Genomic DNA, 24,797 nt, shown 5'->3' on the forward strand with positions numbered 1-24,797 from the left:
CTATTTTTAAAAAGAAAATTTAAAGTGTAAATGGTACAACTTCTCTAAAATTAATTTTATGGGCATAATACAAAACAAAAAAAGCTACCTTTAGATAGCTTTTTTTAAAATATTTGAAGTATTTATTATAATTTATTTCAATTGATCTACTGGACCATCCCACTCTGAAAAACCTCCTATTAGGTTATAAGTAACATTAAATCCCATTTGATTCATTATATTACATGCTTGAGCACTACGTCCTCCTGCCTTACAATATACATAGTAATTTTTAGTTTTATCTAACTCTTCTAATTGATAAATAAAACCTTGACCTTTATAAATGTCTATATTTACAGCATTAGGGATAATTCCATCTATACACTCATCCGCTGTACGCACATCTAATACGACTGCATTAGTATCCTCTTGTAATTTAGTCCACCAATCTTCTTGCTTTAAATCCATAATATTTGTTTTTATCAAATTTAAAAAAGATCTATAAATTTTCAACTAAAAAAAATCTAAAACTTTCTTATTGTTTAATCATAGATCATTACACGTTTAAAAAGATCTTTTTCATACCAAATTTTTATTTCAACAAATGGTCGTAGTAAAAAGAGGTTATCTAAAGATGATAAATTAGGGTCTATCTTGTCACTTCAACATTTGTGGAGATTTTATTATTAAGACTGTATAAATTCTCTCTTTGGTTAAAGTAACAAGATTCCGCCCTTCTAGGATCCCCTATTTTAACATGTTAAAGATATATGTTACAAATGGATAACTTCTCCATAAGCATCTGCAACAGCTTCCATTACAGCCTCGCTCATGGTAGGATGCGGATGCACTGCTTTTAGAATTTCGTGTCCTGTAGTTTCTAACTTACGAGCTACAACAGCTTCTGCTATCATATCTGTTACACCAGCACCAATCATGTGACAACCTAACCACTCGCCGTATTTAGCATCAAAAATAACTTTTACAAAACCATCTTTTGTTCCTGCTGCTGATGCTTTACCAGATGCCGAAAACGGAAATTTTCCTACTTTTATTTCGTATCCTTTTTCTCTGGCTGCTTTTTCTGTTAAACCAACTGAAGCAATTTCTGGAGTTGCATAAGTACAACCTGGTATATTTCCATAGTCTAGTGGCTCAACATGTAAGCCTGCAATTTTTTCAACACAAAGAATTCCTTCTGCTGAAGCAACGTGTGCTAATGCTTGACCTGGAGTTACATCGCCTATTGCGTAGTACCCTGGTATATTGGTTTGATAGTAATCATTTACTAAAATTTTATCGCGATCAGTTGCAATTCCAACATCTTCTAATCCTATTCCCTCTATATTGGTTTTAATTCCTACTGCAGAAAGTACGATGTCGGCTTCTAGTATTTCTTCTCCTTTAGCGGTTTTAACTGTTGCTTTTACTCCCTCTCCTGTAGCATCTACTTTTTCAACTGAAGCATTGGTCATAATATTGATTCCTGCTTTTTTTAAAGAGCGTTCAAATTGTTTTGATATATCTTCATCTTCTACAGGAACGATGTTAGGCATAAATTCAACAATTGTTACCTCTGTTCCCATTGAATTATAAAAATGTGCAAATTCTACTCCGATGGCTCCAGAACCTACCACAATCATTTTTTTAGGTTGTTCAGACAATGTCATTGCTTGACGGTATCCAATTACCTTTTTACCATCTTGTGGTAAATTAGGCAATTCACGTGAACGAGCACCTGTAGCTATAATAATATGGTCAGCAGTATATTCAGTTATTTGACCTTCTTTATTTGTAACTTCTACTTTTTTTCCAGGTTTAACCTTTCCAAAACCGTCAATTACATCAATTTTATTTTTCTTCATTAAGAACTGAACCCCTTTGCTCATTCCTTCAGCAACACCTCTTGAGCGAGTAATTACAGCACCAAAATCTTTATCTACATTATCCGCTTTTAAACCATAGTCAGAAGCGTGTTTTAGGTAATCAAAAACTTGAGCGGATTTCAACAAGGCTTTTGTTGGTATACATCCCCAATTTAAACAAATACCTCCCAAGTTTTCTTTTTCAATAACAGCTACTTTAAAGCCTAATTGAGATGCACGAATAGCAGTAACGTAACCACCTGGTCCACTACCTAAAACTATAATATCGTATTTCATTTTATTTTGATTTTTCAAGTTTTTCAGAGCACGAAAATAAATATAATTTATGGTATAATAAAAAAATACATCAATTATGTTTTTATGTTTAATTATAGAATTAATAAACTATATGACTTTCTATTGGTTTATTTTTTCTAATTCTATACTTATTTAAATCCCGATTGTGCGTCAGCCTTTGTGATAAAGATAAAAAGGCAAAGAAGAGATCAAATGAATGGGAAATTTTATCTGTAGTAATAAATTTCTAATACGCAGTCTTGGGTAAACTAGGGGGGCTATAAAAAAATAGGGATCTAAAAAGTAGCAACTTAACGTTTAGTGCATAACTTTTCTTACTGCAGAAGTCATACTAGACATTATATCATTTCGCCTGTTAGCCTCGTCCGAGCCTTTCTTTAGTCGAAATGAAAGATTACAACTTTTTAGATCCCCTCATTTTAATTTTACGGTATCTTTTTATTCTACTACAACTTGTTTAATAACAGAATTATCATTTTGATTTATCTTTATTAAATAAATTCCTTTAGATAAATCGTTAACAGAAATTGATCCAGAAGTAATTCCTGCGATTTCACGAATTTTTTTCCCTAAAGTCGTATAAATTTCAACTGTATATCTTTGTGATAAATCTTCAAAAACTATTTGAAAATTTCCAGTTGTTGGATTTGGATATAATTTTATATTTACTTCTTTTTTATTTGGGGTTGATTTTCCTATTCTATTTCCTAAGCCTGAACAAATATCAACACCGTATATATCCCAATCTGTATTTTTATTAAAAGTAGTGTTTGGTACAACCGCTGTTGTTTTTCTTCTCATTGTTTCGTCTATTGAAAAATCAGCAGTGCCTCCGTTAAATTTACCAATAATATCTATTAAAATACCATTTTTAAACAATCCTATAGCGTCATTACCGTTATAAGCCATTTCTCCAGCAGTGGTTGATAAATTAGCCAATGTAGAAGAATAGCAAGATGACGCTATTAAACTATTTACAATTACAAATTTTTGATTATCAGCTAATGTACCTGCTAATTTTAAACCTGTACTCCACGAACCGGATCCGTTGGTTTGCTTTTTTATTACGTAAGAAGATAGATTAACAGAAACACCTGTTTTATTAGTAATTTCTAAAGCTTTATTGTTTGAAGATCCTTCTAAGTATTCTGAAAAATATAAATCAGAAACAGAAGTTACATTAGCTTTTGTAGTAACATTTAATAGATTGCTTGATCCTGAAACATTCCCTGCTGCATCTTTTGCTTTTACTGTAAATGAATAGCTAGTGGAAGTTGTTAGTCCTGTTATAGTAGCACTAGTACTTGTAACGGATGTTTTAAATATTGCTCCTTGATATACATCATATCCTGTTACTGCTATGTTGTCTGTTGAAGCTCCCCATGATAATGTACAAGTTGTTGTTGTAATATTTGAAGCCGTTAAGTTTGTAGGATTTGAAGGGGCAATCGTATCAGCACCTGTAGCTGTTGTAACATTTAATACATTACTTGATCCTGAAACATTCCCTGCCGCGTCTTTTGCTTTTACTATAAATGGATAAGAAGTAGAAGCTGTTAATCCTGTAACTGTAGTAGTAGTTCCTGCAACAGAAGTTTTTAATATTGTTCCTTGATATACATCATATCCCGTTACTCCTACATTGTCTGTTGAAGCTCCCCATGATAATGTACAAGTTGTTGTTGTAATATTTGAAGCCGTTAAGTTCGTAGGATTTGAAGGAGCAACCGTATCAGTACCAGTAGCTGTTGTAACATTTAATATTGTACTCGCATTTGACAAATTTCCCGCAGCGTCTTTTGCTTTTACTGTAAATGAATAAGAAGTAGAAGCTGTTAATCCTGTTATAATAGCATTAGTACCTGTAACCGTTATTTTTAGAGCATCATTTAGATACACATTATAACTGGTTACACCAACATTATCTGTAGATGCAGTCCATGATAAAGTACAAGCGGTCGTTGTTATTCCTGAAGATGTCAGATCAGACGGTACGGTAGGGGCTATTGTATCAGCAGTAGAACCTCCCCAAATAAGATTTACATAATTAGGATTATCAATAAATGGGTTTCGATTGCCTTGACGAGCATAAATAGCATTATTTCTGGCAATTTCCCTAGCACTTACAGGATCTTGTGCATGCCATTTTAATAACATATCTAAGAAAGGTTTTGCAAAAACTTGATTTGAAGTCCTGTTAAACATTTCATAAGAAGAATAATTAGCAACTGTATTTTCATAGCGTGTAGCAAAGTAAAAATACATACGAGCAATATCCCCTTTAAATTCATTGATTGGTTCAAAAACGGTACCTGTATAACCTGAAACAGCACTTGATCCTAATTTCCCTCCATTTCTTGATGTCCAGCTAGGAACAGCTACCATTCCGTGAGGATAATTAGATCGCATTCCATTAACCTTACCATCAGTAGGTGGAATAAAATGTGCATCGGATACCATAGGTGCTGCATTATTAAAAACGGATTGCGGAATCATGTGTTCTCGATTATAACATCCGCCTTCTCCTGAATAAGTTCCGCACTGGTTTGTACCATATTGGTATACATAAGGATCTACTCCCGTAGGGTTTTCAGAATAAACATCAATGATTGAATTATCATTTTCGTATTCTTTATCTCTATCAGAAGTTTGATAAGTAGTCCAAAGCCCAGCATACCCTTTATCCGTATGGTCTTTGATAATATTATACAATTGTGTTTTTAAGGTATAACCAGAACCTGTAGCGGAACTGTAGTACCCAGAAGGGGCTTGTGCATGCCCCACTAATGCACAGAAAAGTGCAAAAAAAGTAGTTTTTGATTTCATTGGTTGTTTTTAAATTGTTTTGGGTGTATAATTAATTTATTTAAAAAATATAGATATAAAAAAAGTGGCTATGCGCCACTTTTTTATTGTACGATAATTTTTTTCGTTACAGATTGAGTTCCAGAAGTCAATTTTACCAGATAAAATCCTCTCGATAAACCTACTAAATCATAGCTTTCTCCTTTCTTTATAGGATTTTTATCTTTTTGTATCAGCTGCCCGTTTATGTTGTATACTTGAATTTCATCTAATTCGATTTCTGAATTAATTTTTATTAATTCTCCATTGGATGGGTTGGGATATAAACTAATATTGGTTTGTAATTGAAATTCAGCATTCGATAAAGCTTGACATTGTGCTGACCATATTTGACAAACGTATTCTGGGTGATCTATAAAAGGATTTCTATTATGTTGTGCGGCACAAACTGCATTATTTCTATCAATTTCTTTTTGACTAACGGGATCTTGAAGATGCCATGTTATCATTAAGTCTAGATACCATTTTTCATAAACTTGATCATTAGATCCATCTAAAACAGCATTTGCATCAACTGTAATATTTTGCCAATTTGAAATTTTATCTTCATAGCGTGTAGCCATATAAAAATAATTTCTTGCTATATCTCCTTTATATTGATCTGCAGGTTCAAAGACGGTAAGATTAGTGGGTGTGTTGGGAGCCGTACAAATTCCTATTTTGGAATTGTTATTTGTTACATAAGTAGGATTATTACCTACAATTCCATAAGGTATACTTCCTCTCATTCCATTATCTTTTTTGTCCGTAGGCATAACATGAAATGCATCTGTATACATAGGCATTCCTGATGAACCACCAAACCAACTTTTAGGAAAAGTATGTTCTCTATTATATCTTTCGCATTCAACTTTTCCTCCTTTTCCGTCATCTTGATTTCCTCCTGTTAAGAGAGGAGCTCCAAAAACAAAATTACAGTTTGAATATATATCCCAGACTTTTCCATCAGAATTCACATCCGAAGTATAGTATAAATTCCATAACCCAGGCGTATAACTAATTACGGTATGACCTTTAATAATATTATAAAGTTGTGTTTTTAAAATATAACCCACTCCTGTTGCAGAGGAATAATACGTTTTTAAATCATTAGGACAATTTTGTCCAATTCCAAAAAAGGAACTTAAAATAAAAATAAAAAAAAGATAATTCTTTTTCATATACTAATTATGAACTTAGATTAAGATTTTTTTTCTAATAATGCCATATAAAACCCATCAAACCCTGTTTGATGGGCTAATATTTTGTAATCATTAATAAGGGTGAAATTTTGACCGCTTTCTGTTGCTAAAAATTTTTGAATTTGTTCTTGATTTTCAGACGGTAGTATAGAACAAGTGGCATATACTAACTTCCCTCCTGGCTTAACTATTTTAGAATAATTTTCTAAAACTTCAGCTTGTACTTTACGAATATTGTCTATAAATTCTGGTTGTAATTTCCACTTGCTATCTGGATTTCGTTTTAAAACCCCCAAGCCACTACAAGGAGCATCTATCAATACACGATCAGCAGTTCCATGAAGTTTTTTGATTGTTTTAGAATTTTCAATTACACGGGTTTCAATGTTATGAACGCCATTACGACGTGCTCTTAACTTTAATTGATTTAATTTGCTTTCGTATAAATCTAAAGCAATTAATTGTCCTTTATTTTGCATGATAGACGCTAAATGGAGTGTTTTTCCTCCGGCTCCTGCACAAGTATCTACTACACGCATACCAGGTTGAACATCTAACAATGGAGCTACTAATTGCGATGAAGCATCTTGCACTTCAAACATCCCTTCTCTAAAAGCTTCTGTTAAGAATACATTTGCACGTTCTTTCAACACTAAAGCATCAGGCTGGTCTTTTAAGAATTCTGTTTCTATATTTAAATCCATCAAGATGGCGCGTAACTTTTCTTTGGTCGTTTTTAAAGTATTAACTCGTAAGATTACTTTTGCTTGTTCATTTTGAGCTTTAATTTCTTTGCTCCAAACATTTTCGCCTAATTCCTTTACGCAAAGAGCATCCATCCAGTCAGGAATAGACTCTTTTATAACACGTTTTTTAGATAATTCATCAAAACGTCCTTTTATTTTACGCTCTGGAGTGCCTTGTAGCTGGGTCCAATCAGGTATAGGATACCCTCTTAAAACAGCCCAAGCAGCAAACATTCGCCACAAATTTTCACGATTAAAAGGTTCTTTTACATCGGCAATTTCTGCATATAAACGCTTCCATCTTACTATTTCATAGATTGTTTCAGCGACAAACTTTCTATCAGCACTCCCCCATCGTTTATCTTTTTTAGGGCTCTAGCTACTACTTTATCAGCATATTCTCCTTCGTTAAAAATGGCATTTAAAGAGTCTATAGTCGTGTAAACAAGGTTTCTATGTAATCGCATATCATTAATTTTGAGGGCGCAAATATATAATAAAGTTATAAGCTTATAAAGACTCTTCCCTTTTTTATTTCTTAAAACTATAAAGAAATTATTTATTTCCTAAATTTTTAAAGAATAAAAAATAAAAAAGTCATTTTTTATTTAAAGAAATCAACAATTATTCGAACACTTGATATAGAGTTTATAATAATAAAAGAAACTTATTGCTTCCTTTTTTATTGATCTAGAAGATTTTATTTTTACGCTATTTTGTTAAAATAAAGTTAAAATAAAGTTAAACAATTGATTAAAATAAACAATCATTTAATTTTGCGGAAAATTAATAAATATATGGGAACACATCCATTCAATCATAAACAAATTGCCATCTTAGAAGTAGTTGAAAAACTCTTTGCTGAAAAAGGCTTTGATGGAACATCCGTAAGAGATATTGCAAAAGCAGCAAACATTAATGTAGCAATGATTTCTTATTATTTTGGTTCTAAGGAAAAACTATTAGAAGGAATCGTTCTTTATCGTTCAGCTGGTTTAAATGTTCAAATGGAAAGCATTCGAAACAGTGAAATATGTCCATTTGAAAAATTAGATGATTTAGTTGAGTTTTATATAGCTCTTGTACATGGTAATAAATCTATTTATCAAATAATAAATGTTGAATTCAGTAATCAAAAAAGAAAAATTGATTTTGAATTGATAAACGAAGCCAAAGAAGGAAATTATATTGAATTAAATAGAGTTATAAGAGAAGGGCAAGAACAAGGCTTATTTAAAGAAGATATAAATACTTACTTGCTTGCACCAACTATACTAGGAACCTATTTCCATTTTTATAATAGTCGTTCTTTTTACCAAAAACTAATAGGTATAGAAAGTGAGGATCAATGGGAAAGTTATATAAAAACGGAACTAACTCAACATATAAAACAAGTTATTAAATCATTAGTCAAAAAATGAACGTAAATAAAATTCTCCCATTATTAATGCTAGTAAATTATAGTTGGTATGCTCAAGAAAGAACCAACTTAAATTTAAAAGATGCTTTAATCCTCTTAGAAAAAAACAACAACGAAATTTTATTAGCTCAAACAAAAGCCGATACAAAAAAGCTAGAATGGCAACAAGCAAAAGATCATCAATATCCTGATATTAAAATAGGCGGACAGTATTATTACATTACCGAACCAACTGTTGATCTAAAGCTAAAATTACCTTTCCCCCCCTCTGCAAGTCCTACAAATATCAACCAATTTATGATTGGACAGGCAAATGCTAACTTGCCTCTATTTGTTGGCGGAAAGATCCAAAACAGTATTCAAGCAACAGAAAATTTATATTTAGCCGAAAAAGCTAAATCTTCTACTACCAAAGAAGAGGTTTCATTAAAAGTAATTGAGTATTATGCTTTGTTATATAAATCATTAAAATCTGTAGAACTAATAAGTGATAATATTAAAAGTGCGGAACAACGTGTAAAAGATTTTTCTAATATGGAAAAAAATGGGATTATTGCCCGAAATGATCTTTTAAAAGCACAATTACAATTAGCTAAAATAAAATTAAGCTTACAAGAAGCAAATAAGAATGTAAATGTTACGAACTATGCTCTAACCACATTACTAAATTTACCTGAAGGATATCAAATAGGAATTGATGAACATCAATTTGATGGACAATCCCCTATTTCTAAAACTATTGCTGAACAAGATGCTCTACAGAACAGAAAGGATTTAGTTATTTTAGACTATTTACAAAAGGCAAATGAAAATAATATAAAAATAGCACAAAGTGGTTATTATCCTAAAATAGGTTTATCGGCAGGCTATATAGCTATGAGTTTACAAAATGTTATAAATGTTACAAATGCAATAAACATAGGTGGCGGAATTTCTTATGACCTAAGTTCTCTATATAAAACTTCAAAAGAGGTAAAAACAGCTAAAAATAAAGCTGAAGAATTAAAACTTACTCAAAATTTATTAAAAGAAGGAATAAAAATTCAAACCCAACAAAGTATAGAAAATTTTAATCTTGCTCAAGATCAAAACAAGGTATATCAACAAGCTATAGAACAAGCAACCGAAAACTATAGAATCGTTAAGGATAAACATGACAATGGATTAGCAACAGCTACAGAACTTATTGATGCTGATGTTGAACAATTAAATGCTAAAATAAACTATGCTAATTCTAGAGCAAATGTCCTTTTAAAATATTATGAAATGTTAGCAACATCAGGTCAACTAACTACATCATTCAATTTAACAAAATAATTTCGTCTTATGGAAACTGGAAAAAAAGCAATTAATAAAAAATTCGCAATCATATTAGGAGCGTTAGTAATTGGTGGTGGAAGCTATGGCATTAGCAAGTATTTACACGCTCAAACACATGAAGAAACAGACGATGCACAAGTAGAAAAAAAGATGACTCCTATCATTCCTCGCGTTTCTGGTTATGTTTCAAAAGTATACGTTAAAGACAATGATTTTGTAAAAAAAGGAGATACCTTATTTGTAATAGACAATCGCGATTATTTAGTAAAAGTAGAAGAAGCTAAAGCCGCATTGGTTGCCTCAGAAAGCTCTTTTGAAGTAGCTAAAGCAGATGTAGGAAGTGCTAACGCAAGTGTTGCTGCCTCAGACGCTAATGTAGCTTCTGCACTAGGAACCATTGAAACAGCTAAAATTCGTTTAGAACGCGCAACCAGTGATTATGAACGATATAATAATCTTTATAAAAATCGTTCTATTACAAAACAACAATACGAACAAGCTTTAGCTACTAAATTAGAAGCTGAAAACCAAGTTAAAATCTTAACTAACCAACAAAAAGCCAGTAGTCATCAAAAAAATGTAGTAGCCTCTAAAGCTATCGTTTCTAACAAACAAACACAGGTAGCATCTGCTAACATTAGTAGAGCAAAAGCTTCTTTAAATGCCGCTGAATTAAATCTGGAATACACTATAATAAGAGCAACTATAGACGGACAAGTTTCTAAAATAAACATTCAACCAGGACAATTGGTTAATCAAGGCCAATCTCTTTTTTATATCGTTGATACTGCCGAAACATGGGTAGTCGCTAACTTTAAAGAAACTCAATTAGGAAAAATGAAAATAGGTCAAGAAGTAGTAATTAAAATAGATGCTTTTGACGATTTTAAATTAAAAGGGAAAATAACTTCATTTTCCCCTGCTACAGGTTCTCAGTTTTCTATACTACCTCCTGACAATGCAACTGGAAATTTCGTAAAAACAGTACAAAGAGTTCCTGTAAAAATCGAGTTTACTAATGATAATGAAAAAAATAAAATAGAACTACTACGTTCTGGCATGAATGCACATGTAGATGTACACTTAAAATAATAAATCAAAAATGATACAAGACACTACAAATGATCTAGTAGAATATGGCTATAGAAGAGTTATGGTAACAATTGTTGCCATACTCTGTTCTCTACTAGAAATAGTAGATACAACCATTGTTAATGTAGCTCTTAATGAAATGAAAGGAAGTTTGGGAGCTACATTAAGCGATGTTTCATGGGTAATCACGGCTTATGCCATAGCTAACGTAATCATTATACCCATGACCAATTGGCTTTCTCAACAATTTGGAAGAAAAAATTATTTTACTGCTTCAATCATTATTTTTACTATTACTTCTTTTTTATGTGGAAACTCAACCAATATTTGGGAACTCGTATTTTTTAGATTTATTCAAGGTCTAGGCGGAGGTGCTTTATTAGTAACTGCACAAACCATTATAACAGAAAGTTATCCTATCAAAAAAAGAGGAATGGCTCAAGCCATTTACGGATTAGGTGTTATCCTAGGTCCTACTTTTGGTCCTCCATTAGGCGGTTATATAGTAGATCATTTTTCTTGGCCTTTCATTTTTTACATCAATATTCCACTCGGAATTATTGCTACCGTTTTGGCTATAATGTATGTAAAGAGCCCTAAATTTAGTATCAAACTAAAAGCAAATCAGGTAGATTGGTTAGGTATTATTTATCTATCTCTATTCGTAGGCTCCCTTCAGTACGTTTTGGAACACGGACAACAAGATGATTGGTTTAATAGCAAAACGATTATTAATTTGTGTATTGTTTCTCTATTTGGTTTTGTCTTTTTTATTCATAGAGAATTAACCTATGAGTTTCCAATTGTAAACCTAAAGGTCTTAAAGTATAATTCCCTTCAAATGGGTATTTTATTCTCCACTATTTTAGGATTTGGAGTTTATACCACAATTTTTATCATACCTGTATATACTCAATCTATTTTAAGATGGAATGCAACTCAATCGGGCTTATTATTAATCCCTAGTTCCTTAATGACTGCATTTGCTATGCCTTTTGTAGGTAAATTACTACAAAAAGAAGTCTCCATTAAATATTTATTAATCATTGGTTTTTCTTGTTTTTCTATTTTTGCTTTTTGGCTATACAACATATTAACTCCTAATACAGGTGAGGAACATTTTTGGTGGCCCTTAATTTTAAGAGGTTTAGGTTTAGGACTCCTTTTTGTGCCTGTAACCAGTTATTCTTTAAGTGAACTAACAGGTAAGGATATAGGTGATGGAGCAGCCTTTACAGGTATGTTACGACAACTAGGAGGGTCTTTTGGTATAGCTATTGTTACAACTTTTATTTCTAGATGGGGACAAAAACATCGAGCTAATTTAGTAACTCATTTAGACAAAACAAGCTTTCAAACCCAAAATCAAATAGCTCTGATGCAAAAAAACTTCATTGCTAAAGGATATTCTTATAATGAAGCTTTGAACAAAGCATATCAAGTTCTTGAATTAAAAGTGATAAAACAGTCTAATATATTAGCTTTTATGGATATTTTTATGTATTTAGGTATTCTTTTCTTGATTTGCATTCCTATAGTAGTAGTCATCAAAACTCGAAAATCTAATATTAGTGCTGCAGATGCTATGCACTAAATTTTAAACTATGAAAATTATAGAAAAAAATACTTAAAATAATATGAAATCCGTATTGTTTAGAAGATGATTTTCGATTGAAGTACTACTTCACTCATATATATAAATTATATTTGCAAAAATTAATCTAAAATGAATCTAGAAAATATTCCTAATATCAAACATTTAGATAGCAACAATTTTTTTGTTCTTTCTGGACCTTGTGCCATAGAAGGTGAAGAAATGGCCATGAAAATAGCCGAACGTTTAGTAAAAATTACAGATGATCTAAAAATTCCTTATGTATTTAAAGGTTCATTTAAAAAAGCCAATCGCTCTCGCGTAGACAGTTTTACAGGTATTGGAGATGAAAAAGCCCTTAAAATTTTACAAAAAGTAAGTAAGGAGTTCAATGTTCCTACCATTACTGATATTCATACGAACGAAGATGCTGCAATGGCAGCCGAGTTTGTTGATATCTTACAAATACCTGCTTTCTTAGTTCGCCAAACAGATTTAGTTGTAGCTGCTGCACAAACCCAAAAAACAGTTAATTTAAAAAAAGGACAATTCATGAGTCCTGAAAGCATGAAACATGCTGTTCAAAAAGTATTAGACTCTAATAATGAAAACGTAATGGTTACAGATAGAGGAACTATGTTTGGATATCAAGACATGATTGTTGATTTCAGAGGGATTCCTACTATGCGTCAAATGGCTACTACCGTATTAGATATAACTCATTCCTTACAACAACCTAATCAATTAGTAGGCGTAACAGGTGGTAGACCTGATATGATTGAAACCATTGCAAAGGCAGGAATAGCTGTAGGTGTTGATGGTATATTTATAGAAACACATTTTGATCCTGCTCATGCTAAAAGTGATGGAGCTAATATGTTACATTTGGATTATTTTGAAAATCTAATGAAAAAATTAGTTGCAATTAGACAAACAGTTAATCAATTTTAATTAAAAAATATTCTTCTTATAAAGAATCTCATTAGTAAAGATAAATTACTTTAAGAGATAAATCAAAAGTTTAACTTGTTTAATACAATATATGCCTGTTTTTGGACAAAAGTAATCAAAAACAGGTTTTTATATAAACAATAATTCCGTATAAAAAAGTCTTATTGAAAACTAATGTTTTTTTTATTTGATTCCGTCTGATAAGGCTTACTAATTATTTAAAAAAAACACTTACCATAAAACTTGGCAAGTGTTTTTTAAAAAATATTCTTTTTTTGTATCTAAAATTAGAAATTATTTATTTCCTTTTTCATAATCTGCAATAAATTGTGCAATTCCAATATCTGTTAAAGGATGTTTAAGCAAACCTGTAATAGCAGATAAAGGACCTGTCATAACATCGGCTCCTATTTTAGCACAATTTACGATGTGCATTGTGTGACGGACAGAAGCTGCTAAAATTTGAGTTTCAAAAGCATAGTTATCATAAATATCACGAATTTCTGATATTAGATTTAGACCATCTGTAGACACATCGTCTAAACGACCTAAAAAAGGTGAAACATAAGTTGCCCCTGCTTTTGCTGCTAATAATGCTTGTCCTGCAGAAAACACTAAAGTTACATTCGTTCTGATTCCTCTATCTGAAAAATATTTGCACGCTTTTATACCTTCTTTTGTCATAGGTAACTTAACGACAATCTGCTCGTGTAATTCAGCCAACTCTTCGCCTTCTTTTATCATTCCTTCAAAATCCATTGCATTTACCTCTGCGCTTACGTCTCCTTCTACAATAGTACAAATATCAACATAATGTTTTAAGATATTATTTTTACCCGTAATACCTTCTTTTGCCATTAAGGAAGGGTTCGTGGTTACCCCATCTAAAATTCCTAATGCTTGCGCTTCTCTAATTTGATCTAAATTGGCTGTGTCAATAAAAAATTTCATCTTCTTTTTTTAATATTAAATTATAGTTGTGTATAAAGCAAAATTACGAATTCAATTTCAATATCAGTAGTAATTATTCCAAACAATTCTGTCAAAAAAATAATTATAATTCAAATAGTAATGAAATTAAAGTTTATAGTGATTCATTAACATTTTTTCGTACATTCTATCAGACAATATCCTTTTTAGAACGATAGAAAATTTTTGCATAAAAGCACCTACTTTGTAATGTACTTTAGGTTTAGAAGTATGAATGATATTTAATACAGCTTTCGCCATTTCTATAGGATCATGACCACTATCTACATGCGCATTCATTTCGTCAAGAGTGTTTCCATATACTTTTTCATAAGCAGATCCTTTTATTACGGGAGCATGATAACGTCCTGCTGCAATATTTGTAGCAAAATCACCTGGAGCAATATTGGTAATTTCTATACCAAATTGTTTTGTTTCCATACGCAAAGCTTCTGTAACCAAACCTAAAGCTCCTTTAGATGCGGAATAAATCCCCCTATAAGGCAATCCCATATAGCCCGCTATAGATGTTATATTTATAATTAAACCTGATTTTTGTGAGCGCATTTGAGGTAAAACTGCTTTTATAACTTCAATAGGACCAAACAGATTTGTTTCAAAATGAGTGCGCATTTCTTCTGTAGGAATTTCTTCTATAGGACCTGTAATTCCTACGCCTGCATTATTAATTAATACATCTATTCTACCTGATTTAGCAAGAATTTCTTCTACTGCCTTTTTTATTGTATTAATATTTCTGACATCTAATGCCAGTAATTGAATTTTAGAATTCTCTACTCTTTCAGGGTTTCTACTCGTTCCGTATACAACATATCCTTTGTCTTGTAAAAATTCTCCTATTGCCTTTCCTATTCCTGAAGATGCCCCTGTAATAACTACTACTTTTTTATCCATTTTTTATTTATGAAAAAATTGATTTTATTCTATTTCTTACTTAATTGATATCCCCAACCCAGGGGCTTCGTTTAAAACAATTTTACCTCCTATTACTTCTGAACCATAAGCAATATCTGACGCTAGTAAATTAGCCCCATCTAAATCTACATAATCTACTAAAGGAGCCAATACTGCACCTGCTGAAATACCAATGGTGGATTCAGTCATACACCCTATCATAATTTTATATTTTAATTTTCTAGCCTCATAAATAATTTTTAAAGCAGGTGTTAATCCCCCACATTTAACTAATTTTATATTTATACTTCCGTAATGATCTGCTAATTCGTCTAACTGTAAGCTATTCTGAAAATCTTCATCTGCCATCCAGTTGGCATAACTAGATTTATTTAGGTTCTTATATTCTCCAACCTTCATAGGTTGCTCTAAATAAACAAATTTTGAAACAAATTCTTCCGTTTCTAACCATTTACAATCTTCTTGTGTAAAACTAGCATTAGAATCAATAGCTATATCTTTTTGTAATTGAGACAACATATAAAGAGAATCTTTTTGCAATCCTTTACATTTTACTTTAAATTTACTCCAAGGCAATGAATCCATTTTTCGCTTTTGCTTTTCCAAGGTATCTATACTAATTGTAATGGATGATTCAGGTATAATCTTAAAATCTAATTTATTTAATTCTAAAAAATGCTTTCTCTCAAGTTTTCCATACAAGTCCCAATAAGCACAGTCTAAAGCGGAACAAATAAAAGAAGAAAGGTTTTTTTGAGAAATCAATTTATAGAATTCGAAAGGGTGATTTATTTTTTGAGTTTCAATGAATTTTTTAATTGATTTAAGTTCAACAATTAGATTTTCTATTTTTATACCATAATAATCTATTTCCGTGCATTCTCCATACCCTATAGTTCCTGATTTTTTTAAAACTACAATCAAAGCGTTTCTAAAAGAATAATTTCCATAAGCTATAGAAAAAGTTTCTTTTAATGGTAATTTAACCTTTTGCCAAGTTAGTTGCATGGAATAAAATTTCGTCTAAAATAAAAAATCCCGAATAAATCGGGATCATATAGTCGTAAACATTTTTTTCGTCAAAAAAGGCAAGCGACCTACATCGCACCGCTACAACCGCTTACCTTTGCTGCGTTCCCACCCTGGAGGAGTTTGCAGGAGCTGGTCGTGTAGGACTTGCCGGTGCAAATATACAACCTTTTTATATTTTTGCAAGCCTTTTGATAAACAAAATTCCTTTTGTATATTGTGAATGAAAAAAAAATGAAAAATGAAAAATTATAACTTACTAACTTTCATATCATTACTAGTAATAGGAAGCAGTTGCGAAGGTGATAAAAAAAATTTATTTTCTATAGACGAGACGCAATTTAAAGCCTTTTATCACCCAGGTGATGAAATTTCTATCACAGTAACAAACAAAAATGAAAAAAATATTGACTCTGTTTCTTTTTTTAATAACGAAAAAAGAATTGGTTCTACAAAGGAAAACAATAACTTTACATATACTCTAAATCAAGTAAAACTAGGTTATCAGAACCTAAAAGCCATGGTATATTACGAAGGTGATGTGCAAGAATTAATAGCACGAGTAGAAGTCGTTGCTAAGGAAGAACCCAAACTTTTAAAATATCAGTTAGTAGCTACTCATCCTCATGATTTAAAAGCCTATACACAAGGATTAGAGTTTTATCAAGGTTTTTTATATGAAGGAACAGGTAACGGATCGGGGGTTTCTACGGGGCAAAAAGGTATTTCTAGCCTTCGAAAAACAGATTATAAAACGGGTGCTGTAATTGACAAAATAGAACTCCCTGAATCTATTTTTGGTGAAGGTATTACCTTTTTAAATAATAAAATTTACCAATTGACTTGGCTAAATAATGAAGGCTATATATATGATGCCCGCACTTTTAAAAAAGAAAAAACGTTTAAGTATTTCAAAAAAATGGAAGGATGGGGATTAACTACAGATGGTAAAAATCTTTTTATGACTGATAGTTCTGAAAGAATTAGTATTATAAATCCTGAAAATTTCAAGGAAATAGACCATATTAATGTGTATACCAATAGCACGAAAGTACCTGCTATTAATGAATTAGAATGGGTAAATGGTAAAATATATGCCAATATTTATCAAAAAGACGCTATTGTTATTATCAATCCTACTTCTGGTGCTGTTGAGTCAGTAATTGACTTGAGTGAATTAAAAAATAAAGTAACACAACATCCTGATTTAGACGTCTTAAATGGTATCGCTTATAATCCTACTAGCAAAACTTTGTTTGTAACAGGTAAAAATTGGGATAAAATGTTTGAAATAAAAATTATAGAATAAAAATTTTGACTCGATTTATAAACGAATTTTAATCGATTTTTTATTCCCTCACACTAAAATAAAAAGCATAAACTAAAAGTCAGCTTTTACTTCTATAGTCAAGCTCTGATGAGTTATTGGATGTACAAAGGTTATAGATTTAGCATGTAAATGCAATCGTTCAACCTTTGTACCGTATAGATCATCACCTGCAATGGGAGTATTTAATCCTAAAGGATGTGAAGCGTGTACTCTTAGTTGATGGGTACGTCCTGTTATTGGATAAAAATATACTCTCGTTTTATTGTTTTCAATCGAAATTTTTTCCCAAATTGTCTGCGCTGGTTTTCCATATTCGTAACATACCATTTGCCTTGGACGATCCTCTAAATCTACTCGCAATGGCAAATCTATACATCCCTTATCATCCTTTAGCAAACCGTCTAAAATGGCTTCATAGCACTTTTTTATTGTCCGTTTAATAAATTGGCTTTGTAATACTACATAGATTTCTTCTGTTTTAGCAATTAACATAATACCAGAAGTTGACATATCCAAACGATGCACTACTAAAGGTCCTGTAGCATTTGGATATTTTTTCTTAATTCGTTCATATACTGAATCAGATACTAATTTACCAGGTACTGATAAAAACTCAGCAGGCTTATTAATTGCCAACATATAATCGTCTTCGTATATAATTTCAATATCTTTTCCTTCTGCGGGGTTTTTATAAAATGGGTTTTCCTCCATTTTTATACCTTCTAACATGTGTCCTAATAAAATAGGTTCACATTTTCCCTTACATGCAGGATAAAACTGTTTATGTTTGCGTACTTCGCTTTTAGGTGATTGTCCCCACCAAAATTCAGCCATACATAAGGGTTTTAATTTATTTTTAAAAGCATAATGCAACAATTTAGGTGCTGCGCACTCCCCTGCTCCAGCAGGTGGATTATTATTAAAAATTTCTCCTATACTCTTGGTTTCTCCAAATTGGTTTAAAAAAGAATATTCGGCAAATAATCGTTGTTGTGTTTGAGCTGATCGTTTTTTTCTTTGTTCTTTTAATGCTAAAATCTGATTTTCAAAAGCTTGAACCTTTTCTTTTGCTTCTATTTTTTTGAAATTCCAATATTTTGTCATTTTTTTTAGTAAAATAGCTTCGTTTTTACTTTGTTCACTTAATTGTACAAAATAAGGCTCTTGTTGTTCTTTACTCATACTCAAGAAAGCTTGATTCCTCAAATCCTCACGTACTTTTTTTTGTTCTTTTATATGTCGCTTTTGATTTTGAATATCTTTTTCTGCTTCTGCATTTACTTTTTCTAAAAAAGACAATGAGGCTAGGTATTCAAGATTTGTTTCCGCTAAATTAATCTGTTCGTTTAATTGATTAATCTTGGCTTCTTCTTCCTTATAAAAACTAGAAGAATCTAACATATCATACACTGTGGGTACAAAATAATTAAGTTGATTTTGTTCTGCCAATTTACCTGAAAACGCCCATAAATAACCAATTTCTCCTTCTAAATTCTGGCAGACTAAAACGCCAAACATCTTGCCTATAACAAGCCCTTCTTGTCCTTGTTTTAAACCAAAATTATGTTCAAAATCATTTTGATTTTCTAAATATGCCTGTAATTCCTGACTGGCAATTATAGATAACTCATGAGGTTCATAATAAAATGGGAATGTAAATTTTGTAGGCAACGTAATACCTGAAATATTACTTTTAAAAGGCTGAAAAAACATTAAATTTTGCATGAGACAAAGATAAAATAAAGGATTCATAAAAAAATCACCAATCCGAAACTATTCTGAGTTATATATTGTATTCTATTTAAACTATTTTTATATGTAGATTTGGATTTCTATTTTTATAATTCTACTTTTGGTAGACTTGAAAAAATAACTTATGAATCATTTATTAGCTATTGTTTGGAATCCAGTAGATGGCATTTCAATAGGCAATTTTACCATCCGTTTTTATAGTTTAATGTTTGTTATTGCATTTTCTCTGGGAATTGCCATCATGAAAAAAATCTTTATAAGAGAAGAAGAACCAATTGAAAAATTAGATTCACTTTTTATCTGGATGGTAGTTTCTGTTTTATTAGGAGCACGTTTAGGACATGTATTCTTTTATGACTGGAGTTACTATAAGAATCATTTAGAGGAAATATTATTACCTGTACGTTTTACCCCTGAATTTGAGTTTACAGGTTTTCAAGGATTAGCAAGTCATGGGGCTGCTATATCTGTAATTGCTTGTATGTATTTTTATTCTAAAAACATCCTCAACAGACCTTTTTTATGGGTATTAGATAGAATAGTGATCCCTGTGGCAAGTGGAGCCATATTTGTCCGATTAGGAAACTTTTTTAACTCAGAAATTGTAGGTGATCAAACACAATCAATTTTTGGAATAAAGTTTGTACAAGATGCCATTTCTAAAAACGAGGCCATTACTACAACGGGTATCACAAATTATAGAGAAGCCTATAAAGAATTAACCACCAATCCAAAATATGCTTCTTTAATAGAGAGTATACCTGCTAAACATCCTTCCCAATTATATGAAGCTTTTGGCTATGTTTTTGTCTTTGCCTTATTATTTTATATGTACTGGAAAACAGATGCTAGAAACAAACAAGGTTTGTTATTTGGTACTTTCCTCGTTACTTTATTTACTATACGAATCATCGTAGAATCAGTCAAAGAAAGTCAAGGCGGTTTTGAAAACATATTAGGTTTTATGAGTACAGGACAATGGTTGAGCGTGCCTTTTATCATTATAGGATTTTATTTAGTTGCCAAAGCCTCTAAAAAATAACGTTTTATTTTTCCAAAAATAGAAAAGTATGAGGCTGTCTGAAAAGGTTGAAATGAAAGATTTCGCCCTTTTCAGACAGCCTTATCCTCTTTTTATTATTTAGTATAAATCAACACTAAAATTTTACTTTATTAATCCTATTTTCTGACTCTAAAAAAGAATTCTAACTATATTTGCTCTTTTAAAAACAACACACAAAATGCTATTAACAGAATTAAATGCTATATCACCTATTGACGGTCGTTATAGAAGTAAAACCGTTGGTCTTTCTCCTTATTTTTCAGAAGAAGCTTTAATTAAATACCGTGTCTTAATAGAAGTTGAGTACTTCATTGCTCTCATTGAGGCTGATCTACCACAGCTTAAGGAAATTAACGCTTCTATTTTTCCTGAACTACGAAAAATTTACCAGAATTTTTCTACAGAAGACGCATTATGGATAAAAGATACTGAAAAAACCACTAATCATGATGTAAAAGCTGTTGAATATTTCATAAAAATACAATTTGATAAATTAGGTTTAGAAAAATACAAAGAATTTATTCACTTTGGACTTACCTCACAAGATATCAATAATACAGCAATTCCTCTTTCTGCGAAGGATGCTTTTGAAAGTGTTTATATACCTAGCTTAACCCGTGTTATTGAAAAACTAAAAGAGTTAGCGATAGAATGGAAAGAGGTGTCTATGCTTGCTCGTACACATGGGCAACCGGCATCTCCTACTCGTTTGGGTAAAGAAATTTTTGTTTTTGTTCAACGTTTAGAAGAACAACTCAAATTATTATATAGCATTCCTTTTGCTGCTAAATTTGGAGGCGCTACAGGTAATTACAACGCTCATAAAGTGGCTTATCCCAACCATGACTGGAAGTCTTTTGGAACTCAATTTGTAGAAAAAACGCTTGGATTACACCATTCTTTTCCTACTACACAAATAGAACACTACGATCATTTTGCAGCTTTTTTTGATGCTTTAAAAAGAATTAATACTATTTTAATTGATTTAGATCGAGACATCTGGACGTATGTTTCAATGGATTATTTCAAACAAAAAATAAAAGCAGGAGAAGTTGGATCAAGTGCTATGCCTCATAAAGTAAACCCAATTGATTTTGAAAATTCAGAAGGTAATCTAGGTATTGCTAATGCTCTTTTTGAACACTTATCTTCTAAACTACCTATTTCCAGACTACAGCGTGATTTAACAGATAGTACCGTTCTTAGAAACATAGGAGTTCCTATGGGACATACCCTCATTGCTTTTGAAGCTACTCTTAAAGGGCTGAATAAATTATTACTAAACGAAGAAAAATTTGCAGAAGACTTAGAAAAAAACTGGGCCGTAGTGGCTGAAGCTATCCAAACGATCCTCAGAAGAGAAGGTTATCCTAATCCCTACGAAGCTTTAAAAGACCTTACAAGAACTAATACAATTATCAACAAAGATTCTATACATACTTTTATCGATGCGCTAAATGTTTCTGATATTATTAAAACAGAGTTAAAAGCTATAACCCCTAATAATTATTTAGGTATTTAATATTTTTACAAATAAAGAGGCTGTCCTAAATAAAGATTCAACAACTTCGTTTGTTAGTCCAACAGCAGAAGAAATCTCATTGTCTATATTGATGATGAGATTTCCTGTATTATTTCCTTTAAGTTTTCCTTTGAGGCTAAAATAAGGAAACCACATATTTTTTAGGTCTCCCTCTTCTGCTTTTTCTAAAATTTCTTTTGCTTTTTTGTTTTTATTCCTTTCTAGGTATTAATCTCAAGATCTTTTATATAATCTTCATTTTCATAAAAAAATCGTTCAAAAGCATCCATTTGCTCATAGAAAAAATCAAAAACACGATCCCAGGTTGACTTATTATTAATACTAATGCCTGAGAGTTCCACCCAAATACGACTTACTACTTTCCCGTTTTCAAGGTAATAATTACGTTCAAAAATGGCCTCTGGTAAATAATCCTCTAATAAGATAGTTTTTAAAGATTCTACTTTTTCAAAATATATTTTCCTTTTTTCTTCATCTTTAGGCTCTATTTCTAATAAAACTTGTGCTTTTTTGTTATCTATAAAGAACTTAAAACTAACATCTTTTATTTTTGTATTATACAGCAACCATTTCCTCGGGTAGGCTTCTGCAAATTTTGTCCAAAATTCTTTTTTTATTTGTATACTTTCTTCTTTACTATACATAGTTAAAACTTTTAATAATTGTATATCCCAAAAAATAGTTTTAACTTTAAAAGATTTATATAGTATACTTACTATAAATGATCCTATTAAAACTTGATTCAGATGGAATTTTCTAATTTTTTAAAATACATCCCAAAAATAGCAAAAGAAACACTCCCCGCAAAAGAGTCTCATTCTAAAATGATTCCTATCGAGCGTATCAAGTTTTTAGAAGAATTAAATATAGAGACGATTATAGCCAAAAAAGCAGCTGTAATGATGTTGTTTTACCCTAAAAATCATTTTACTCACTTAGCCTTAATCGTTCGAAATTCATATCCTGGAGTACATTCTTCTCAAATAGCTTTTCCTGGTGGAAAAATTGAAACTTGTGATAAAAACCTGTCTGAAACCGCTTTAAGAGAAACAGATGAAGAAATTGGAATACCTAAAAATAAGATACAACTAATAAGACCTTTTACCGAGGTATATATTCCTCCTAGTAATTATTTAGTCTATCCGTTTTTAGGAATTTGTCAAGAAGAACTTTTTTTTAACCTAAATCCAGAAGAAGTAGCTGATATCGTAGAATTACCTTTACACCATTTTTTAGACGATCGTAACATTACTTATGTAAATATGGACACATCTTATGCAGCTAAAATTAAAGTTCCTGCTTTTGAAATAGATGGACACATCATTTGGGGCGCAACTGCTATGATGATGAGTGAACTTAAAGATACTATAAAAAAAGTCTTGTAATTTTTTTTTCATACATTTGCCAGCTCCAAATTAAAAAATATGGGATTATTTAAACGAAATCCTTTCGGACATATATTATTTATAAAAAGATGGATTATTTTCCTGTTCGGAATTTGTACCCATCGTAGGTACCGAGGATTTAACCAACTTAACATTGAGGGATCTGAAATTATACGTAGTTTGCCCAATACAAACGTATTATTTATATCCAATCATCAAACGTATTTTGCCGATGTCGTAGCTATGTTTCATGTTTTTAACGCAAGTCTAAAAGGACGTGAGGATAATATTAGAAATATTGGATATTTATGGAAACCTAAATTAAATCTTTATTATATAGGTGCAAAAGAAACTCTTGATGCAAATCTACTTACCAGAATTATGTCTTATGTAGGCGCTATATCTGTTGAAAGAACTTGGAGAGCAGGAGGTAAAGATCTAGAAAAACATGAACAAAAACAGGTTAATTTATCTGATTTCAAAAATATTGAAATTGCCTTAAACGATGGTTGGGTAATTACTTTTCCACAAGGTACAACTAAGTCGTTTAAACCTGTAAGAAAAGGTACCGCACATATTATAAAAGAATACAAACCTATTGTTGTACCTATTGTTATAGATGGTTTTAGAAGATCTTTTGACAAAAAGGGACTTATGGTATTTTACAAAGTTTTACAGTTAAAGAACCTCTACAAATAGATTATGATAACGAATCCATTGAATCGATTGTAGAAAAAATTGAATTTGCAATAGAACAGCATCCTTCTTTTTTAAAGGTCTTATCTGTAGAAGAAATTAGAGAACAGGAAGAACTAAATAAGCTACGAAAATGGCATATTGATTAAAAAAACAGGGTACTAAAAGTAAATTAACTTATTTTAATATTTTTTAGGCACTATCCTAAAAAGTGTGTAAGTTATAATAATGTGTAATAGCCACTACTTTACCTGACAGTTGTAAGTTAAATTAAGTTTGTCAGATTGTTTGTTTTTTCAATTCCCTTGGGGGCTTTTTCAGATGAAAGAAAAAAATGATTCTGATGCAATTTATTCAAGTTTTTTTCATCTGCCAAATATTTGGTATCTAAAAAAGTTTTTAAAGGAGTTTGTCCATAACAAAACTTACCAGAATGGGGTCTGTTTTGATTGTATTCTATCAGCCAAAGGTCAAGGTCTATTTGAAGTTGTTCAATTGAGTTATAAACTTTTTTTCTAAAAGCTATGGCATAAAATTCATTTTGTATAGTTCTATGAAAACGTTCGCAAATACCATTAGTCTGAGGACTTCTAGCTTTGGTTTTAGTATGATCTATGTCTTCAATAGCTAGATAAAGTTGAAAATCGTGATCTTGTGAACCACAATACTCTGTTCCTCTATCGGTAAGTATTCTAAGTAAAGAAACATCTTGTTCTTGATAAAATGGGAGCACTTTATCATTGAGCATATCTGCTGCTACGAG

At 31.3% G+C, this 24,797-nt stretch carries 20 protein-coding genes, 1 other RNA gene and 2 pseudogenes; 10 read left to right on the forward strand and 13 right to left on the reverse strand.

Annotated features, from left to right (window positions below; genetic code table 11):
* Window positions 1-132 precede the first annotated feature (132 nt).
* From B0A78_RS00005 to B0A78_RS00025, 5 genes and pseudogenes are all read right to left on the reverse strand, one after another.
* Entirely contained in the window at window positions 133-447 is a 315-nt protein-coding gene (locus B0A78_RS00005) for a rhodanese-like domain-containing protein (RefSeq protein WP_014164313.1), read from the reverse strand.
* Window positions 448-752: 305 nt separating this feature from the next.
* Entirely contained in the window at window positions 753-2,141 is a 1,389-nt protein-coding gene (lpdA, locus tag B0A78_RS00010) for a dihydrolipoyl dehydrogenase (protein WP_065213705.1), read from the reverse strand.
* A 459-nt stretch (window positions 2,142-2,600) separates the two neighbouring features.
* Entirely contained in the window at window positions 2,601-4,988 is a 2,388-nt protein-coding gene (locus B0A78_RS00015) for an endonuclease (protein ID WP_014164311.1), read from the reverse strand.
* Window positions 4,989-5,071: 83 nt separating this feature from the next.
* On the reverse strand, window positions 5,072-6,187 hold the full coding sequence (locus tag B0A78_RS00020) for an endonuclease (protein WP_014164310.1): 1,116 nt from the start codon (window positions 6,185-6,187) through the stop codon (window positions 5,072-5,074).
* 20 nt (window positions 6,188-6,207) lie between these two features.
* Window positions 6,208-7,421 (reverse strand): annotated as a pseudogene (locus B0A78_RS00025) (RsmB/NOP family class I SAM-dependent RNA methyltransferase).
* 330 nt (window positions 7,422-7,751) lie between these two features.
* On the opposite strand from B0A78_RS00025, the gene B0A78_RS00030 reads away from it, so the two are divergent.
* From B0A78_RS00030 to kdsA, 5 genes are all read left to right on the forward strand, one after another.
* Window positions 7,752-8,375, forward strand: a complete 624-nt coding sequence (locus tag B0A78_RS00030; RefSeq protein WP_014164308.1) for a TetR/AcrR family transcriptional regulator — start codon at window positions 7,752-7,754, stop codon at window positions 8,373-8,375.
* Window positions 8,372-9,691, forward strand: coding sequence for a TolC family protein (locus B0A78_RS00035; protein ID WP_065213707.1), 1,320 nt, complete (start codon window positions 8,372-8,374; stop codon window positions 9,689-9,691). The genes B0A78_RS00030 and B0A78_RS00035 overlap by 4 nt, the downstream gene beginning before the upstream one ends.
* A gap of 9 nt (window positions 9,692-9,700) precedes the next feature.
* Complete coding sequence (locus B0A78_RS00040; protein ID WP_014164306.1) at window positions 9,701-10,786, forward strand: HlyD family secretion protein; 1,086 nt, start codon at window positions 9,701-9,703, stop codon at window positions 10,784-10,786.
* Between the two features lie 10 nt (window positions 10,787-10,796).
* Window positions 10,797-12,380, forward strand: coding sequence for a DHA2 family efflux MFS transporter permease subunit (locus B0A78_RS00045; RefSeq protein WP_014164305.1), 1,584 nt, complete (start codon window positions 10,797-10,799; stop codon window positions 12,378-12,380).
* Window positions 12,381-12,512: 132 nt separating this feature from the next.
* A complete protein-coding gene (kdsA, locus tag B0A78_RS00050; protein WP_014164304.1) occupies window positions 12,513-13,331 on the forward strand; it encodes a 3-deoxy-8-phosphooctulonate synthase in 819 nt (272 codons plus the stop codon).
* Window positions 13,332-13,625: 294 nt separating this feature from the next.
* Here kdsA and fsa read toward each other — a convergent pair whose 3' ends face one another.
* The 4 genes from fsa to ffs all read right to left on the reverse strand — a co-directional run bounded on the left by fsa (window position 13,626) and on the right by ffs (window position 16,418).
* Window positions 13,626-14,282 (reverse strand): fructose-6-phosphate aldolase, encoded by a 657-nt coding sequence (gene fsa / locus B0A78_RS00055; protein WP_065213709.1) that lies wholly within the window; start codon window positions 14,280-14,282, stop codon window positions 13,626-13,628.
* 126 nt (window positions 14,283-14,408) lie between these two features.
* A complete protein-coding gene (locus tag B0A78_RS00060; RefSeq protein WP_097609274.1) occupies window positions 14,409-15,215 on the reverse strand; it encodes an SDR family oxidoreductase in 807 nt (268 codons plus the stop codon).
* Between the two features lie 36 nt (window positions 15,216-15,251).
* The gene (locus tag B0A78_RS00065; RefSeq protein ID WP_097609275.1) at window positions 15,252-16,244 is read right to left on the reverse strand and encodes an enolase C-terminal domain-like protein; all 993 of its coding nucleotides are present in this window, start codon (window positions 16,242-16,244) and stop codon (window positions 15,252-15,254) included.
* Window positions 16,245-16,319: 75 nt separating this feature from the next.
* Window positions 16,320-16,418: signal recognition particle sRNA small type (gene ffs, locus B0A78_RS00070), an RNA gene on the reverse strand.
* Between the two features lie 88 nt (window positions 16,419-16,506).
* On the opposite strand from ffs, the gene B0A78_RS00075 reads away from it, so the two are divergent.
* Window positions 16,507-17,574, forward strand: a complete 1,068-nt coding sequence (locus B0A78_RS00075; RefSeq protein ID WP_065213712.1) for a glutaminyl-peptide cyclotransferase — start codon at window positions 16,507-16,509, stop codon at window positions 17,572-17,574.
* Window positions 17,575-17,646: 72 nt separating this feature from the next.
* Here the strand turns inward: B0A78_RS00075 and B0A78_RS00080 are convergent, their stop codons facing one another.
* Window positions 17,647-19,308: an RluA family pseudouridine synthase gene (locus B0A78_RS00080; RefSeq protein ID WP_232533627.1), complete on the reverse strand. Its 1,662-nt coding sequence runs from the start codon at window positions 19,306-19,308 to the stop codon at window positions 17,647-17,649.
* A 163-nt stretch (window positions 19,309-19,471) separates the two neighbouring features.
* On the opposite strand from B0A78_RS00080, the gene lgt reads away from it, so the two are divergent.
* Together lgt and purB are read left to right on the forward strand one after the other, a co-directional pair.
* Window positions 19,472-20,389 carry a prolipoprotein diacylglyceryl transferase gene (gene lgt / locus B0A78_RS00085; protein WP_014164299.1) on the forward strand — a complete coding sequence of 306 codons (918 nt, stop codon included), beginning with the start codon at window positions 19,472-19,474 and terminating at the stop codon, window positions 20,387-20,389.
* A 199-nt stretch (window positions 20,390-20,588) separates the two neighbouring features.
* Window positions 20,589-21,932: an adenylosuccinate lyase gene (gene purB / locus B0A78_RS00090; RefSeq protein ID WP_065213714.1), complete on the forward strand. Its 1,344-nt coding sequence runs from the start codon at window positions 20,589-20,591 to the stop codon at window positions 21,930-21,932.
* Here purB and B0A78_RS14350 read toward each other — a convergent pair.
* Window positions 21,921-22,088, reverse strand: coding sequence for a hypothetical protein (locus B0A78_RS14350; protein WP_155761346.1), 168 nt, complete (start codon window positions 22,086-22,088; stop codon window positions 21,921-21,923). The genes purB and B0A78_RS14350 overlap by 12 nt on opposite strands.
* Before the next feature lie 65 nt (window positions 22,089-22,153).
* Window positions 22,154-22,597, reverse strand: coding sequence for a DUF4268 domain-containing protein (locus B0A78_RS00095; protein ID WP_014164297.1), 444 nt, complete (start codon window positions 22,595-22,597; stop codon window positions 22,154-22,156).
* Window positions 22,598-22,699: 102 nt separating this feature from the next.
* Here B0A78_RS00095 and B0A78_RS00100 point away from each other — a divergent pair, with 102 nt between their 5' ends.
* On the forward strand, window positions 22,700-23,338 hold the full coding sequence (locus B0A78_RS00100; protein WP_014164296.1) for an NUDIX hydrolase: 639 nt from the start codon (window positions 22,700-22,702) through the stop codon (window positions 23,336-23,338).
* 39 nt (window positions 23,339-23,377) lie between these two features.
* A pseudogene (locus B0A78_RS00105) lies at window positions 23,378-24,183 on the forward strand (lysophospholipid acyltransferase family protein).
* Between the two features lie 116 nt (window positions 24,184-24,299).
* Here B0A78_RS00105 and B0A78_RS00110 read toward each other — a convergent pair.
* A partial coding sequence (locus B0A78_RS00110) for an integrase core domain-containing protein (protein ID WP_145955911.1) occupies window positions 24,300-24,797 on the reverse strand: 498 nt, incomplete at its 5' end.

The organism is Flavobacterium columnare NBRC 100251 = ATCC 23463 (assembly GCF_002530675.1).
In the GTDB taxonomy this organism is placed as follows: Bacteria; Bacteroidota; Bacteroidia; order Flavobacteriales; family Flavobacteriaceae; genus Flavobacterium; species Flavobacterium columnare.